The sequence below is a fragment of the Micromonospora lacuserhaii genome (genome assembly GCF_036902735.1).
Lineage (GTDB): Bacteria > Actinomycetota > Actinomycetes > Mycobacteriales > Micromonosporaceae > Micromonospora.
On record NZ_JBAKHO010000002.1, the window covers coordinates 212,779 to 228,235 of the forward strand.

Here is a 15,457-nt window from a genome sequence, read left to right on the forward strand (position 1 = left end):
TGCTCTTGACTGAGGCTAAACTCGTAAGTGACGATTTCGTCAGCACCTTGAAAGGAGGGCGACACATGAGCGACCGGCACGATCCTCATACGGGTCTGCACAGCGAGCAGGGTGCCTTGTCGGGCGAGCACCCGGGGCGGTCCCGCAACCCGATCGTCAAGGTGCACGACCTGGCCTGGCTGGAGTTCCAGAAGCCTGATCTGGAGGGGGCGGAGCTGTTCGCCCAGGCCTTCGGTTTCACGACGACGCTGCGCACCCAGGACGAGCTGCACCTGCGGGGCACCGACCCGGGTTCGCCCTGCGTGCTCATCCGCCGGGGGCCCCGTTCGCGGTTCATCGGGCCCGCCTTCAAGGCCGCGGAGCCGAACGACGTGCTACGGCTCGCGGAGGCGACCGGGAGGACGATGACCTCCCTGCCGGAGAGCCTGGGCGGGGTGACGGTGGATCTGGTCGACCCGAGCGGGGTGCAGGTCCGCGTGGTCGCGGGCACGCACGAGCTTTCCGCGCTGCCCGCGCAGCAGACCTTGACGTTCAACGTCGGGCACGACGTGGCGCGGACGAACGCCACCCAGCGGCCGCCACGGGAGCCGGCCAAGGTGCAGCGCCTCGGTCACGTCGTGCTGCAGACCACCAGATACCTCGAGACGCTCAACTGGTATCTCGAGCACCTGGGCCTGATCGTCAGCGACTTCCTCTACCACCAGGGACAGCGCGAGCGCGGCCCGGTCATGAGTTTCATCCGCTGCGATCTCGGCAGCACGCCCACCGACCACCACACGCTCGCGATGACCCTCGGCCCGGCGAACCGGTACGTGCACTCCGCCTACCAGGTCCCCGACCTCGACTCGCTGGCCGCCGGCGGGGAGCACCTGCTCGACCGGGGCTACCAGCGGTCCTGGGGAATCGGCCGGCACATCCAGGGCAGCCAGATCTTCGACTACTGGCGCGACCCGGACGACTTCCTGGTCGAGCACTTCACCGACGGCGACCTGTTCGACTGCACGCTCGAGCCGGGCTGGGCGCCGATGGCGGCCTCGGGGCTGGCCCAGTGGGGTCCGCCCGCCACCAAGGACTTCCTCGGCATGAGACCCGGCCGGGAATCGCTTCGCGAGCTGCGCGCGGTCGTCGGCGCACTGCGCGAGGACAACGAATTCAACCTCCACCGCCTCCGCGGCCTGATGAGAGCGTTTACCTCATGAGCACCTCCGTACTGCGCACCGCCGACGCCTGGTGGGTGCTCACCCCCACCGGCGCCGCCAAGGTGCAGACCAATGCCACCACCACCGCCGAACTGCTGGCCGACCGGCCGGCGATCCTCGCGGCCGCGACGAGCAGCGACACGGTCCCGGTCGACGACCTTGCCCTGGTCTCCCCGGTGACGGCGCCCTGCCGTGTCGTCGCCCAGATGACGAACTTCGCCTCGCACGTCAAGGACAGCGGCGGAGATCCCGCAACCGTCCCCTTGACCTTCTTCCGCAAGACCTCGGGCTCGATCAGTGGGCCGTTCGCCGACGTGGTCCGCCCCGCCCACGTGCGTCTGCTCGACTACGAGGTGGAGATCGGCCTGGTCTTCGTCCGCGAGATGCCGGTCGGCACGACCGTCACCGACGACAACCTCGCCGACTACATCGCGGGCCTGGTGGTCACCAACGACATCTCGGCACGCGACGTGCAGCTGCCCAAGACCCAGTTCTACGAGGCCAAGTCCTACCCGACCTTCACCCCGGTCGGCCCCGCGCTGGTGCTGCTCGACGCCGACGAACTCAAGCGGTTCATCGACCTCCGGCTGAAGCTGTGGGTCAACGGCGAGCTCCGGCAGGACATGACCGTCGCCGACATGATCTACCGCCCGGCCCAGGCGCTGCAGGCGCTGACCCGCTTCCAGCGGATCGACCCCGGCGACCTGCTGCTGACCGGCACGCCTGTCGGAACCGCCCTCAGCGCGCCGCCGAAGCCGGTCATGTTCCTCGTCTCGCTGCTGCCGCCCGCGGTGAAGTGGAAGATGTTCTTCAAGGGTCAGGCCCGCAACCCCAAGTACCTCCAGGACGGCGACGTCGTCGAGGCCACCATCGCCACCGACGACGGCGCGATCGACCTGGGCCGGCAGCGCACCGTCGTGAGGTACGCCGAATGACCGGGCCGCTGCTGTGGCCGGCCTACGCCACGCCCGCCGACCTGGCCGCCATCGAGGCCGTGCCGCTGGCGGCGCGGGGCCTGCCCGAGTCGACGTACGCGCTGCTCGCGCGAGCGGCGACGCGCTGGCCGGATCGGACGGCGATCAGCGTCCTGCCGGACGCCGCTCACTGGCGTGAGCCGCTGCGCCGTACCTTCGCCGAGCTCCTGGCCGATGTCCACCGGTACGCGAACCTGTTCCACGACCTCGGGGTGCGGCGGAATGACGCGGTCGCCCTGATGGCACCCAACTGCGCCGAGCTGATCACCGCCACGCTGGCCGCGCAACTCGCGGGGATCGCGGTGCCCCTGGGCGGCGGCCTGTCCCGGGAATACCTCGCCGAACTCATCCGGCGCTCCGGAGCCCGCGTGCTGATCACGGCCGGGCCCGACCTCGCGCCAGACACGTGGAACACCGCGCAGTCGCTGGCCCGCGACGGCCTGCTGGACGTGATCCTCGCGCTCCGGCCCACCGGCGCCGCGGGCACCCCGGAGCCGCTGCCGGCCATCGACGGCGTGCGCACCGGGTACCTCGGCGAGCTCGCCGCGGCCATGGATTCCTCCGGCTTCCACGCTGACCCGCCCCGGTCCGCCGATCTGGCCGCGATGTTCCACACCGGCGGCACGACCGGCGTTCCGAAACTTGCCGCGCACACGCACGCCAACGAGGTCACCGACGGGTGGATGCTGGCCGCCAGCGCGCTGTTCGACCAGGAGACCGTGGTCTTCGCGGCCCTTCCGCTGTTCCACGTGAACGCGCTCGTGGTCACCCTGCTCGCGCCCCTGTTCAAGGGGCAGACGGCGGTGTGGGCGGGTCCGCTCGGCTACCGCGACCCGGCACTGTACGGCGCGTTCTGGAAGATCGTCGAGCACTACCGGATCGCCGCCATGAGCGCCGTGCCCACCGTGTACGCCACGCTGGCGCAGTGCCCGGTCGATGCCGACATCAGCAGCCTGCGGTTTCCGATGGTGGGCGCCTCACCGCTGCCCGCCGCGGTCCGGGACAGCTTCCAGGCCCACACCGGGACAGTCCTCGTCGAGGGCTACGGACTCACCGAGGCGACCTGCGCCAGCGCGCGCAGCTTCCCCGACGTGTCGCGGCCGGGTTCGGTCGGGCAGCGCCTGCCCTACCAACGGCTACGGGTGGTCGCCGCGGACGGAACCTGGAGAGACCTACCGCCCGGAGAGACCGGTCTGCTGGCGATCAGCGGACCCACGGTCTTCCCCGGCTACGTCACCGGCCGCGACGGGAACGGCGCGGTCCTGGATGGCCGGGGCAAGCTGGTCGACGGCTGGCTGGACACCGGCGACCTCGCCCGCATCGACGACGACGGCTTCATCTACCTCACGGGCCGGGCCAAGGACCTCATCATCCGCGGCGGGCACAACATCGACCCCGCCATCGTCGAGGACGCGCTGCTGTCGCACCCGCAGGTCACGGCGGCCAGCGCGGTGGGGCGTCCCGACGTCCACGCCGGCGAGGTACCCGTCGCCTACGTGACCCTCGCGCCGGGCGCCACGGTGACCGAGGATGAACTGCGTGACTGGGCGAGCGACCGGGTGCTCGAGCGTACCGCCGCCCCCAAGGCCGTGACGGTCCTCGACGAGCTGCCGGTCACCGCAGTGGGCAAGCTCTACAAGCCCGCGCTGCGCACGGACGCGATCCGTCGGGAGGTCGGTGCCGCGCTGGACAAGGTCCCGGGGGTCCACGAGGTCGGAGCCACGATCAAGGGCAACTCCATCGTGGTGGTCGTGACCGTTTCTCCATCCGCCGACGAGGCGGCCGTCACGGCCATCCTGGGCCGTTATGCCATTGAATGGCGATTGGTGGTTAAGCCATGACGCTCGCTGCGGCCATCCTCGCGGTGCTGCTCGCCCTGATCTTCCTCGCTCTCGGCGCGGCCAAGATCCTCGCCGTGCAACCCATGCGGGAGCTGGCCGCCGAGGCCGGTTTCTCCGTCGCCGCCTATCGCCGCATCGGCCTGCTCGAGGCAGCCGGGGCGATCGGCCTGCTCGTCGGCCTGATCGAGCCGCTGATCGGCACCCTCGCCGGCGCCGGGCTGCTGCTCCTGCTCGGCGGAGCCGTCGTCGTACATCTTCGTAAGGGTGACGGCCCGCGAAAGTACGCCCCGGCCGTCGTCTGCGGACTCCTCGTCGTCGGCTACCTCGCCCTTCATCTCATGGCGGCCCGATGAGGACCGTTCCCGTGGTGATCGTCGGCGCGGGCCCCACCGGGCTCACCGCCGCGACGCTGCTCGCCCAGTACGGCGTCGAGTGCCTGATCCTCGATCGCTGGGAGTCGGTCTACCCCCAGCCCCGCGCGGTCGCCCTCGACGACGAGGTCCACCGCATCCTGGCGCGGCTCGGGCTCCGCGACGCATTCGCCGCGATCTCCCGCCCGCACCGGGGTCTGCGCCTCCTCGACCGGAACATGCGGGTGCTGGCCGAGTTCCAACGCGACACGACGCCGAGCCGGCACGGCTACCCCCAGGGAAGCATGTTCGACCAGCCGGAGTTGGAGGCGATCCTCCGCCGCAACCTCAAGCAGTACGGCACGGTCACCCTCCGCGGCAACGCCGAGGTCACCGCGCTGGCCCAGGACGCGGACGGGGTGCGGGTCGACGTCACCGACACCGCCACGGGTGAGCACGAGTCCGTCCGGGCGGCGTACGTCCTGGGGTGCGACGGCGCCAACAGCCTGACCAGGGCCACCGTCGGCGCGACCATGCAGGATCTGGGCTTCACGCAACGCTGGCTCGTCATCGACGTGGTCACCGAGGCCGACCTCGACCAGTGGGAGGGCGTGCACCAGCTCTCTGACCCGGCCCGCGCCGGCACCTACATGCGGATCGGGAAGACCCGCTATCGCTGGGAGTTCCAGCTGACGCCCGGCGAGACCGCCGACGACTACCGCGACATGGCCCGGCTGCATCCGTTGATCTCGCGGTGGACCGGGGACATCCCCGTCGCGGAGCTGGAGATCGTCCGCCTCGCCGAGTACACCTTCCGCGCGCAGCTCGCCGACCGCTGGCGCGACCGCCGGATGTTCCTGCTCGGCGACGCCGCCCACCTCACCCCACCGTTCATCGGCCAGGGCATGTGTGCCGGGGTGCGCGACGCGATGAACCTGGCCTGGAAACTCGCCGGCGTGCTCGACGGGACCCTGCCCGAAACCGTGCTCGACACCTACCAGATCGAACGCAGGCACCACGCCCGCGCCATGATCAAGCTGGCGAAGTTCATCGGCACCGCGATGACGGCCGGCGGCGAGGTAGGCAACATCATCCGCCGCGCGGTGGCGCCGCGGCTGCACCTGGTGCCGGGCCTCACGGACCTGGCCACGGACAGCCGGACACCCCCGCTGCACCGCTCCGACCTCGTGGTGCGGCCACGGCTGCGCCGCGGCCTCGCCGGCGGGCTGTGCCCGAACGCGATCATCGACGGCGACCGACGTTTCGACGATGTGGCCGCCGGCCGGTTCGCGATCGTCACGTCCATCGAGCCGTCCGCCGCCCAACGGGCCGACATCGAACAGCGCGGAGCAGTTCTGATCGTTGCCCGCCCGGCGAGCGAACTGCACCGATGGTTGGGGACGGGCGCTGCTCGCGCAGCCGTCGTCCGCCCCGACGGCACCGTTCTCCATGCCGGCCGCCGACTGCTTCCCCGGATGATCGATGCTGTCCGCCCACTTGGCGGGTGACCAAAGGGCTCGGACGTTCTGCGGTTGTTGTCAACGGCCCCAGTCCGCAGTTTGGTGATTGAGCACCGCTACCGATGGGAGCGTCGTTACGCTCGCCCCCGGGGGAGAGTCAGGCGACCGCCGCGCTCGGCCTCCTCCGCATCGAAGCCTGGTGGGCCTCGGCCCGAGTGGAAGCGGTGGGCGGTGGTGACATGCGGGTCGCACTGGCACTCGGCGGAGGCGGGGCGCGCGGGTACGCGCACATCGGCGTGATCCAGGTCCTCGAAGAGCACGGGTTGGATATCGCCGGTGTCACCGGTTCATCGATCGGCGCCCTCGTCGGTGGGCTGTACGCGGCGGGCAAGCTTGACGCCTACGTCGACTGGGTACGGACCGTCGGCCACCGCGAGGTGCTGCGCCTGCTCGACCCGGCCGTACACGCGCCAGGCGCATTCCGGGCCGACAAGGTGATGGCCCGGGTCTGCGAGCTGCTCGACGGGGTGCGCATCGAGCAGCTGCCCGTGCCCTTCACGGCGGTCGCGACGGACCTGCTGGCCCGCCGTGCAGTGTGGTTTCAGCATGGCCCGCTGGACATCGCCGTACGTGCTTCCATCGCGCTGCCACCCGTGATCACCCCGATCATCGTCAACGGCCGGCTCCTCGCCGACGGCGGTCTGATGGATCCGCTACCGATGGCGCCAACCACCGCCATACCGGCCGACGCGGTCGTCGCCGTATCCCTCAACGGCACCCGCGCGAGCTCCCATCACGCGGCACCGATCCGGGAGTCAACCGACCTGCACCCGACTCGAGTGCCGTGGAATCAGGTGCGGGGGGACATCCGAGCCCCCGACCGGGACGGCATCGGTACCGGTGTGCCCGACGACGGCGGCCCGGCGAACGACGCCGCCATGGGGACCATCACCACGGAAGACCGCGAACCAGAAGCCCTGCCCGCTGGCTTGCGCGCACTCGACATTGTCAGCCTGTCCCTCGAGGCCGTGGAGGACCTTCTCATCCGGTATCGGCTGGCCGGCCACCCACCGGACCTACTGATCGAAATTCCGACGGACGCCTGCCGCGGCCATGAGTTTCATCGGGCACTCGAGATGATCGAAGTAGGCCGGCGGGCAGCAGGCGACGCACTCGCGTCAGGCGCCTTCGCGCGCTGAGAGCGACGGCTCGTCCGGCGTTGGGCCGGCGCCACGCTGAGGGTCTTCCTGGCCAGCTTCGTGGCTCTGGCCACGCTCGGCGTGCTCATCGTGGTGTCCGCGGCAACCTGCTGATCGACCTGATACCGCTGGTGGGGGCGCCCCTCGGTGCCATCCTCGCGGGCGGTGCCGGCTTCCTGCACTCCCCCACCGCTGGGGTGGTCGTCGTGCTGGTCTTCTTCGTGGTCTACCACTAGCCGGTTTCATTCCCGGACCAACGGGAAGCGGGGATGACATGTCCTCTGATCCGGGCGTAGCGGCGAGGCGCACGCTGGAGCGAGCGCGAGAGTCAATTCAGAAGATCCACCAGGCCGCCATCAGGCACCGGGACCCGAACCTGCACCAACTAGCCGACGAGATCAGCGAGATCGCCCTGACCTTGGGCCACGACGCCGGCCCGGTCCAGGAGTGGCGGCCCTGCCCGGTGTGCGGGGCCGAACCAGGATCGCACTGCCTTCACCAGCCCAGTCATGACATGGTTGACGGGATGCATCCGGAACGCGCCAGGCTATAGAAGGAGATCGTCCGAGTAAGAAAGTAGCCGGTCTGGCCTGAGCGCGAAACCCGCGTCACTGTCCTGTCCGCCCGGCGCGGCGCAGGGTTTCGATGATCGGCGTGAAGGGCTCGTACTCGGCGAACCAGCGCAGACCGTCCGGCATGGAGTCGGTGGGGACGAAACCGCTGCCGCGGAAGGGCAGCAGAACGAGCGGCATGGGCAGGTTGCTCGGGGTCTCGACGCTCTTGCTCACCTGGCCGAGCGCGACGGACAACCAGACGAGCGCGAAGGTCACCACCACCAGAAAGCCGGCGGTGGCCAGCCACGCGCCCGGCTCGGCGGTGGGCCGGAAGCCGACCAGCGGCGCCACGCCGATCACGATCGCCAGGCTGAACACCGCCTGGATCATGCTGCCCAGGACGTGTCCGGTCAGCACCGAGACGCGGGCGATGTGCATGGCGCGGAACCGGGTGATGATGCCCTCGGTCATGTCCATGGCGATCGAGATCGCGGTCCCCTGGACCGTGGCCGTCACGGTCATCAGGATGATCACGGGCGCCACGGTCATCGACAGGTACCGCAGCATGCGCTTGAGGTTGCGGCGCAGCATCGTCCACCGGGGGTGCGGCGGCGACGCGAGGGACTGCCAAGGCGGCGCGGATGCTTGAGCGCGCCCCTGGCCCACCACACGCGCCGGCCCCGTGGTGTTGCCGCGCCTCGGTGTCCCGCTGCCGCCGTTGTTGCGTTTCGCACCTGATCAACGATTCACAGATGAAGCGCCTGTCACATCACGAGGAGAGGCCCGTGCCGACCAACCGGTCACTCGCCAGCACCACCGTGGCCACCGCCTTGGTGGCCGTCGCCGCGACCGTCCGCTCAGGCGGTTGGGAACGATCCGTTGTACGACAAGCAGTGGGGCCTGCGGCAGATCCACGCCGGACGACCTCGCGCCGCGACGGACTGACCCCGGCGAGACGGGGCGAATGAGGATGTTTCTCGCATTAACGTTCAAAGCATTGCGAGCAACCGAAGACGGTGTTTAACTCCTCCCCCGTGTCGGAACACGAAATAACCGATTGGCCGGATAGATCGTGAAACACCAAGCAACGGCAACCACTCCCTTGGTGGACGGACATCACATGACCTGGCGGCAACGGCTGGCCAGATGGCTGGACCCCACGGTCGCGCAATGGGGGGTCGCCGGAGAGCAGGAGTCAACCCGACCGGAGCCGTCGCCGCCGCCGGAGCGCGTCGAGAGTCTGTGGTCGGCGATCTGCGAGCAGTTCGCGCTGCGCATTCTTGCCTCGGCGTACCAGATGGGCAGCCACCTCGAGATCGTCGAGGCCGACGAGCAGGATCCGGAGCGACTCGAGCGGCTCTACCGCATCGATCACGCGAACACCCGTATCCGCCGCCACGCGGAGAACCTGCAGGTTCTGTTGGGCCGACGGGTCGAGGACGCCGATCGGCAGACGGTCGCGTTGGTGGACGTCGTTCGGGCCGCGACGTCGGCTACCGAGCACTACCCGCGAATCCGCGTCGGACATGTGTTGGACCTCGGGGTCGTGGAGTTCGCGGCCGACGACGTGATCCGAGTGCTGACTGAGCTGCTGGACAACGCGACCCGCTTCTCACCGCCCACTTCGTCGGTGACCGTGTCCGCGTTCATCACCGAAGGCGGCAGTGTGCTGCTTCGTGTCGAGGACGCCGGCGTCGGTGTGAGACCCGACCAGCTCCCGGGACTCAACGCGATGTTGGCCGGTACCGCCTCCGCGCCCGTTGCGGACAACCCGGCAGCCCATCTGGGACTTGTCGTCGTTTCGTACCTGGCCCGCGCCCATCACCTGCGCGTTGCTCTGACCAACCGGCCCTCGGGCGGTACGACCGCGACCGTGCTGGTTCCCGCGCCGCTACTGTCCGAGATGGCGCCTGCGCCCGGACCGGGAGCCGCACCGCCGCCGCCTTCGCACACGGGACGTCCGGCGGGCGCGGCCCCTCGCGCGCCGATTCAATCTGGTCAGGCGAATACGCCGATGCCGGAGCCCCACGCCGGCGCACATGCTCCCACCGCCCGCCTGACGCTGGTCCATGCTCAGCCAACCGGCGACGGCTACCGCGCCTCAGCGCCTCAGTCGGCTGCCAGCAGCGCCGGCCTTCCTCGCCGCGTACGCGAGAGTGTGCGCGACGACGGCCGCTCGGGCGGCGGACGACAACCGCAGAATTCCGATCCGACACCGTGGCGCCGGTCATCGTCGGATCAGAACACCTGGCCCGATGAGACGGCCGCCTTCGCCGCCGGTATCGCCGATGCGCAACCAACCGTGAAACCCGGAGGACACCTGCCATGACTCACCCCACCGGCGGTAGCGGCGGACCGCAAGCAGCCGCGTCGGGCCATCAGGACTTCACATGGCTGGTGCGCCAGTTCGCCGACGACGTGCCGGGCGTGACCCACGCCTTGATCGTGTCCCTCGATGGGCTGCAGCTCGCCGCCTCCCGCGAGGTCACCCGCGACCTGGGCGATCAGCTTGCCGCGTTGACTGCGGGGCTGCTCAGTATGGCCGACCGCAGCGCAGACCTGCTCGATCTTGGCCCGTCCGAGTATCTGACGGTTCGGCTGCCGCGCGGGCACCTCATGTTCATGCGGGTCGGCGAGTACGCGGGCCTCACCGTGGCCGCTGCCGCCGGCTGCGACCTGCGGATCGTGTCGTACCGCATGGCGCAGTTCGTCGGCGCCGTCGGGCACGTCCTGACCCCGCAGGTCCGCCACGATCTGCACCGCCACACCGTCAGCCAGCCGTCCCGCTGAGTGGCCAGAGCCAAGGGAGCGAACGTGCCCACCACCTACTGGAAGGTGCGGCCCTACGTGTTGACCGCGGGGCGCGCCCGGACCCGGCAGCATCTGCTGGTGCACACCCTGGTGTCGGTGCCGTTCTACGACGCGGTCTTCGCCTCGGGTCTGCTGCCGGAAGCGCGCTCACTGTACGAGCAGGCCAGGCAAACGAGGTCGGTTGCCGAACTGTCGGCGGTATGCGGCATGTCGCTGGGCGTGACACGGGTCGTGGTTGACGACCTTGCCGCCACCGATCGGCTGCAGATCCACGGCGGCCACCACACCACCCCGTCTGATCTTCACCTCCTGGAGAGACTGCGCGATGGCCTCCGCCAGCTTGCCTGACAGCCCTCTGCTGACCTCGGCGAAGATCGTCATCGCTGGCGGTTTCGGCGTCGGCAAGACGACCTGTGTCCAGTCCATCTCGGAAATCGCCCCGATCAACACCGAGGCGTGGATGACGGCGGCGAGCGAGACGGTGGACCGGCTGGACCCGGGAATCGACAAGACGACCACGACCGTGGCGATGGACTTCGGCCGGCTCACGATCGGCTCGGACCTTGTCCTGTACCTGTTCGGCACGCCCGGTCAACCGCGGTTCTGGCCGATGTGGGACGACCTGTGCCGTGGCGCGGTCGGCGCACTGGTCCTGGCCGACACCCGGAACCTGCAGGCATCGTTCCCCGCGGTCAACTACTTCGAGCAGGACAGCGACGTGCCGTTCGTGGTCTGCGTCAACCTCTTCGACGGCGTGCTGACGCATCCCTTGGAGGACATCCGTGCCGCCCTCATGCTGTCCGCCGAGGTTCCGCTGATCACCTGCGACGTCCGCGACCCGTCGTCGGCGGCGCAGGCGCTGTTGGCGGTCGTCGAACAAGCCATGGCACGCACCACCGGCTCGATCCCGGGCGCGCTCGCGGCCCGGTAGCTCAACCACCCTGGAGGCACCAATGCGGAAGATTCTGATCGTGGGGGCCGGACAGTCCGGACTGCAACTCGGGCTGAGCCTGCTCGCCGAAGGGTACGACGTGACCATCATGTCGGCCCGTACTCCGGATGAGATCCGCCGTGGCTGGGTGATGAGCACCCAGGCCATGTTCGCCGCCGCGCTGGACACCGAGCGCCAGTACGGGCTGGACCTCTGGCAGGAGCAGGCACCGCGCATCGAGGGGCTGCACGTATCCCTGTCCGCCCCACCCGGCGAACGGGCGCTGCGCATCCCCTGCCCTCTGGATCGCTACGCGCAGAGCACCGACCAGCGCCTGAAGATGGCCGCCTGGCTGGATCTGTTCGAACAGCGCGGCGGCACCGTGCACTACCAGGGTGTGACGACCGCCGACCTGGACGGCCTGACCAGGCTCAGCCGCTACGATCTGACCATTGTCGCCGCTGGCAAGGGCGACCTCGTGGGCGTCTTCGACCGCGACCCACAGCGGTCGGTGCACACCGCACCTCAGCGAGGACTCGCCGTCGCCTACGTGTACGGCATGACTCCGGACCCGCTGTGGCCGGTCCCGCATGTCAGCTTCAACGCGGTCCCGGGGCTCGGGGAACTTTTCGTCATCCCCGCACTGACCCTCTCCGGTCCCTGCGAGATCCTCTTCTGGGAAGCCGTGCCCGACGGCCCGCTCGACCTGTGGAAAGACCGGCGGGACCCGGCCGAGCATCTCAAGCTCACCCTCGAGCTGGCGCGGCAGTACACCCCATGGGTCTACGACCGGTGCGCCGGCGTGGAGCTGACGGACGGGCGGGCCACCCTGTCCGGCCGATACACGCCGACGGTGCGCCAGCCCGTGGCGGCGCTGCCCTCCGGCGGCTTCGTCCTGGGCATGGCCGACGTCGTAGTGGCCAACGACCCCATCACCGGCCAGGGCAGCAACACCGCCGCGAAGTGCGCCTCCTCGTACCTCGGATCGATCCTGGAACGAGGAGACCAACCGTTCGACCAACAATGGATGACGCAGACGTTCGAACGGTTCTGGGAAAGCGCCGGGCGGGCCGTGACGGCCTGGACCAACGCCATGCTCCAGCCATTGCCCCCGCACGTGCAGCAGATCCTCGGCGCCGCCTCCACGAACCCCACCATCGCCCGCCGGTTCGCCAACGGCTTCTCCGACCCCAACGACTTCCAGAACTGGTTCATGACACCCGGTGCCGCGGACAACTACCTGGCCGCACTCGCCGCCAACTGAGCCGCCGACCGCAACCATCACCCGCGGGCAATCGTCTCCTGCGGAGGTCACGGCGGCCGTCGACCGGGTTGGTCGTCCCAGCCGAAGTGGCATCGACACCCGGCCCAGTCCGACGCCACGGTATGCAGATCGCAGTGATCCTCGTGTCGAAGGGTGACGGGCTGACCGCTTCAGGGCACAATCGGTGAACGTTGATGGGCGAGAGCGGACGAGCCGGGAGGTGCCCCGATGCCATGTCGCGGCCGACGACTCGCCCAGACGACGGTGCGGGCGATGCTCGTGCTCGGCGGTGTCATCGTCAGCTGGGGCGCCTACGAGGCGATCACGCACGAGCCCGCCCAGGCCGCCGAGAGTCCTCGCCCGGGCATCCTCGACACCCTGCTCGATGACACCGGAGCGGTGGTCGACGGGGTCCTCTCGGCCCCGCCCGCCTCGCCTGCCCGGTCGACGACGATCGACCCCAGCCCGGACGAGACCGGGGCGGTGCGCGAGCCGGCGCCCGCGTCTCCCGAGGCAGCCGCCGCATGGATCCCGCGTCGCGCAGAGCCCGACCCGGCCGTCCGGACACCGCCCGCTGACCTCGCGACGCGGGCGCCTCGCGCGGTGGACCGGAGGGCCGGTACAGGATGGGCGGGGGTCGTCGAGGCCGTCGGGCCGGTGACGCGTCCAACGGTGGACGCGGCACCCCAGAGGATCTCCAAAACGAAGCTGCGGAAACCCGCTGACGCCGCTCCTCGGCCGGTGGCCGAACCGATCGTCGAGAAACTACCCCCGGTCCGCGGCCTGACCCGGCCGATCCTCCGCGACCCGGCGAATCCGGTGGTCCCGCCCGCCGGGTCGGTCGAACCGCCCGGGCCTGCCCCGGCAGTGGCCGTCACCATCACTCCAGGCCCTGTCGCGCAATTCCTCGGAGCATGTGCGACCCAGACACACCCGCAAGCTGTCTCGCCCCTGGCGCACCACACCGTGCCGGGGACAGGTGCGAAACCGGCCGGCGGCGTTGCCGCTGACCCGGATCGTGGCCCCACGGGCGTCCCTGGGAGCCCCTCCGGTGGCCACACACCCGTCCCGTCCGGCAACGCCATCAGCTCCGTCTCCTCTGGCGCTGGTACGGCCATGGCCACCGAAACCTGGCCGCATTCGTGGACGCCGGATCTGGTGTCCCAGCGTTGCCCTTCGTCTCGGTGCGGCGCGTTCACCGGACGATCGCCGCAGCCCGATACCAGACCGGCCTGACGTCACCTCCTGCCAGTACGGCTGACCCAGATGGGGACCGCCGCCGGCGGCATCCCGGTCGCGGCGCATCGCCACAGCTGTGGTCAGACGACGCAGCTTCATGGTGGCGCCACCGCCCGGTGAACCCGCTGTCCCGCGCACATCAGCTCGGCCCGATCGCCGTGGTGCCGACGTCCAAGTGACGCGACAGCAGGCCGCGGACTGACCGCCCGCCCCCGGCGGGGGCCGGCTGACCTGACTACACACCATCGCCCGGCTGTAAGGGCAGCACCCGCCGACCGGGCGACCACGGCTGATCCACGGGAGTCTTCATGCCAACCACCCCACCCACGGCCCACGCCCGCTGGTGCGACAGCGACCTGGTCGCCGGCCTCGTCGCCGATTCCCTGCACACCTCGCCGATCGGCGCGTGGCTCGTGCCCGATCACGACCAGCGGCGAGCCATACTCACCGCCGTTGCCCGCATCTGGGTCGAGCACGCCCTCCTCTTCGGCGAGGTCTTCCTGTTCGCTGACCGGTCCGCCGCCGCCGTCTGGTTCCACCGCTACCGCCCGATCCCGCCGCCGGCCAGCTACCGCCAACAGCTCGCCGCCGCCTGCGGCGACCACCTCGACCGTTTCCGATGCCTCGACCTGGTCCTCAAGTCCCACCGTCCCGCCGAGGCTCATAACCACCTGGCGATCCTTGCGGTCCCGCCGGGCGCCTCCCACGCCGCTCGTACGTCCGGCCTACTCACCCGCTGCCTCGCCCGGATGGATCACCTGGTGCTTCCCACCTACGCGGAGGTCGCAACAACCGCCGAGGCTTCGCTGTACACCCGGCACGGCTACATCGCCCGTGATCCCTTCAACCTCCCCGACGGCATCACCATCCGCCCGCTGTGGCGCGAAGCGGCAGGACGATCCGCGGCCCCCGGAATGAGACCGTCCAACGCCCGACCAGGAGGGGGATCGGAAGAGCGGCGAGCAACGGCGACGTAAGCCGCGCCGCGCTCGCCGGGTGTGGCGATCGCCGCTGCTCACGCCGCCGGTCTGGCTCGAAGGACCGGCCCGGGAGCGGACTACAGCCACCTCCCTCCCGCGACGCGGTGGGCCACACCCGGGAGATCAGATGGCGATGGCCTTGGCGACCCGCCACTGCCCGTCGACCGTGACCAGGGTGAGCACCACCCGGTTCTGGTCGACCTTCTCCCCCGCCGTGTTCACGTTGCGCCGGTACTGGTTGAGGTACACCAGCAGTTCGACGCGCTCGGTGGTCGCACTCACCACACCGGTCGAGGACACCTCGGCCGCCACGACCGCCTGTTGCTTGGTGGCGGTCTCCCTGAGTGCCGCGGTGGTCTGCGCGTACTCCTTCTCGAAGTCGCCGGTGGCGAAGGTACGGCCGTTGGCGATGCTGTCGTCGAAGGTGCGGTAGTCGTAGGAGAAGATTGCCTTGGCCGCGGCCGGTGCGGTGGCCAGGGCTTGTCGTACGGCCGCGTCCCGTTGCGCCGCACGGTGGTCGCCGGACCAGGCGAGGCCGGTGACGGCAGCCGTCAGCACGATGGCGACGGTCAGCGCCGGGATCAGCCCGATCCGGGTGGTGCGCCGCCAGGGGATGCGCGGCCGACGCGCGAATTCGACCAGGGTACCCACGGGT

Annotated in this window: 15 protein-coding genes; 13 read left to right on the forward strand and 2 right to left on the reverse strand. The window is 70.0% G+C overall.

All coding sequences use genetic code 11. From position 1 onward, the window contains the following. Positions 1-65 precede the first annotated feature (65 nt). The 7 genes from V6U81_RS02290 to V6U81_RS29080 all read left to right on the forward strand — a co-directional run bounded on the left by V6U81_RS02290 (position 66) and on the right by V6U81_RS29080 (position 7,576). Positions 66-1,199, forward strand: coding sequence for a VOC family protein (locus V6U81_RS02290; RefSeq protein WP_334483629.1), 1,134 nt, complete (start codon positions 66-68; stop codon positions 1,197-1,199). Further along, positions 1,196-2,134, forward strand: coding sequence for a fumarylacetoacetate hydrolase family protein (locus tag V6U81_RS02295; RefSeq protein WP_334483632.1), 939 nt, complete (start codon positions 1,196-1,198; stop codon positions 2,132-2,134). Before V6U81_RS02290 ends, V6U81_RS02295 begins: the two co-directional genes overlap by 4 nt. Further along, the gene (locus V6U81_RS02300) at positions 2,131-4,014 is read left to right on the forward strand and encodes an acyl-CoA synthetase (RefSeq protein WP_334483634.1); all 1,884 of its coding nucleotides are present in this window, start codon (positions 2,131-2,133) and stop codon (positions 4,012-4,014) included. The genes V6U81_RS02295 and V6U81_RS02300 overlap by 4 nt, the downstream gene beginning before the upstream one ends. Continuing rightward, positions 4,011-4,367: a DoxX family protein gene (locus V6U81_RS02305; RefSeq protein ID WP_334483636.1), complete on the forward strand. Its 357-nt coding sequence runs from the start codon at positions 4,011-4,013 to the stop codon at positions 4,365-4,367. Before V6U81_RS02300 ends, V6U81_RS02305 begins: the two co-directional genes overlap by 4 nt. Then, positions 4,364-5,872, forward strand: a complete 1,509-nt coding sequence (mhpA, locus tag V6U81_RS02310) for a bifunctional 3-(3-hydroxy-phenyl)propionate/3-hydroxycinnamic acid hydroxylase MhpA (RefSeq protein ID WP_334483638.1) — start codon at positions 4,364-4,366, stop codon at positions 5,870-5,872. The genes V6U81_RS02305 and mhpA overlap by 4 nt, the downstream gene beginning before the upstream one ends. A gap of 191 nt (positions 5,873-6,063) precedes the next feature. Continuing rightward, positions 6,064-7,023, forward strand: a complete 960-nt coding sequence (locus tag V6U81_RS02315; protein WP_334483641.1) for a patatin-like phospholipase family protein — start codon at positions 6,064-6,066, stop codon at positions 7,021-7,023. Between the two features lie 274 nt (positions 7,024-7,297). Continuing rightward, a complete protein-coding gene (locus tag V6U81_RS29080) occupies positions 7,298-7,576 on the forward strand; it encodes a zinc finger domain-containing protein (protein ID WP_420883953.1) in 279 nt (92 codons plus the stop codon). 55 nt (positions 7,577-7,631) lie between these two features. Here V6U81_RS29080 and V6U81_RS02320 read toward each other — a convergent pair whose 3' ends face one another. Next, complete coding sequence (locus V6U81_RS02320) at positions 7,632-8,168, reverse strand: ABC transporter permease (RefSeq protein WP_334483643.1); 537 nt, start codon at positions 8,166-8,168, stop codon at positions 7,632-7,634. Between the two features lie 529 nt (positions 8,169-8,697). On the opposite strand from V6U81_RS02320, the gene V6U81_RS02325 reads away from it, so the two are divergent. The 6 genes from V6U81_RS02325 (at position 8,698) to V6U81_RS02350 (ending at position 14,799) form a co-directional block, all read left to right on the forward strand. Then, positions 8,698-9,906, forward strand: coding sequence for a sensor histidine kinase (locus tag V6U81_RS02325; RefSeq protein ID WP_334483646.1), 1,209 nt, complete (start codon positions 8,698-8,700; stop codon positions 9,904-9,906). Then, positions 9,903-10,367, forward strand: coding sequence for a roadblock/LC7 domain-containing protein (locus V6U81_RS02330; protein ID WP_334483649.1), 465 nt, complete (start codon positions 9,903-9,905; stop codon positions 10,365-10,367). Before V6U81_RS02325 ends, V6U81_RS02330 begins: the two co-directional genes overlap by 4 nt. 24 nt (positions 10,368-10,391) lie before the next feature. Continuing rightward, positions 10,392-10,736: a DUF742 domain-containing protein gene (locus V6U81_RS02335; RefSeq protein ID WP_334483651.1), complete on the forward strand. Its 345-nt coding sequence runs from the start codon at positions 10,392-10,394 to the stop codon at positions 10,734-10,736. Further along, positions 10,714-11,319: a GTP-binding protein gene (locus tag V6U81_RS02340; protein ID WP_334483654.1), complete on the forward strand. Its 606-nt coding sequence runs from the start codon at positions 10,714-10,716 to the stop codon at positions 11,317-11,319. Before V6U81_RS02335 ends, V6U81_RS02340 begins: the two co-directional genes overlap by 23 nt. A gap of 22 nt (positions 11,320-11,341) precedes the next feature. Further along, a complete protein-coding gene (locus V6U81_RS02345) occupies positions 11,342-12,583 on the forward strand; it encodes a styrene monooxygenase/indole monooxygenase family protein (RefSeq protein ID WP_334483658.1) in 1,242 nt (413 codons plus the stop codon). 1,547 nt (positions 12,584-14,130) lie between these two features. Further along, positions 14,131-14,799, forward strand: coding sequence for a hypothetical protein (locus V6U81_RS02350; RefSeq protein ID WP_334483661.1), 669 nt, complete (start codon positions 14,131-14,133; stop codon positions 14,797-14,799). Between the two features lie 126 nt (positions 14,800-14,925). On the opposite strand, the gene V6U81_RS02355 is transcribed toward V6U81_RS02350, so the two are convergent. Next, positions 14,926-15,453, reverse strand: coding sequence for a hypothetical protein (locus V6U81_RS02355; RefSeq protein ID WP_334483664.1), 528 nt, complete (start codon positions 15,451-15,453; stop codon positions 14,926-14,928). Between the last annotated feature and the right edge of the window lie 4 nt (positions 15,454-15,457).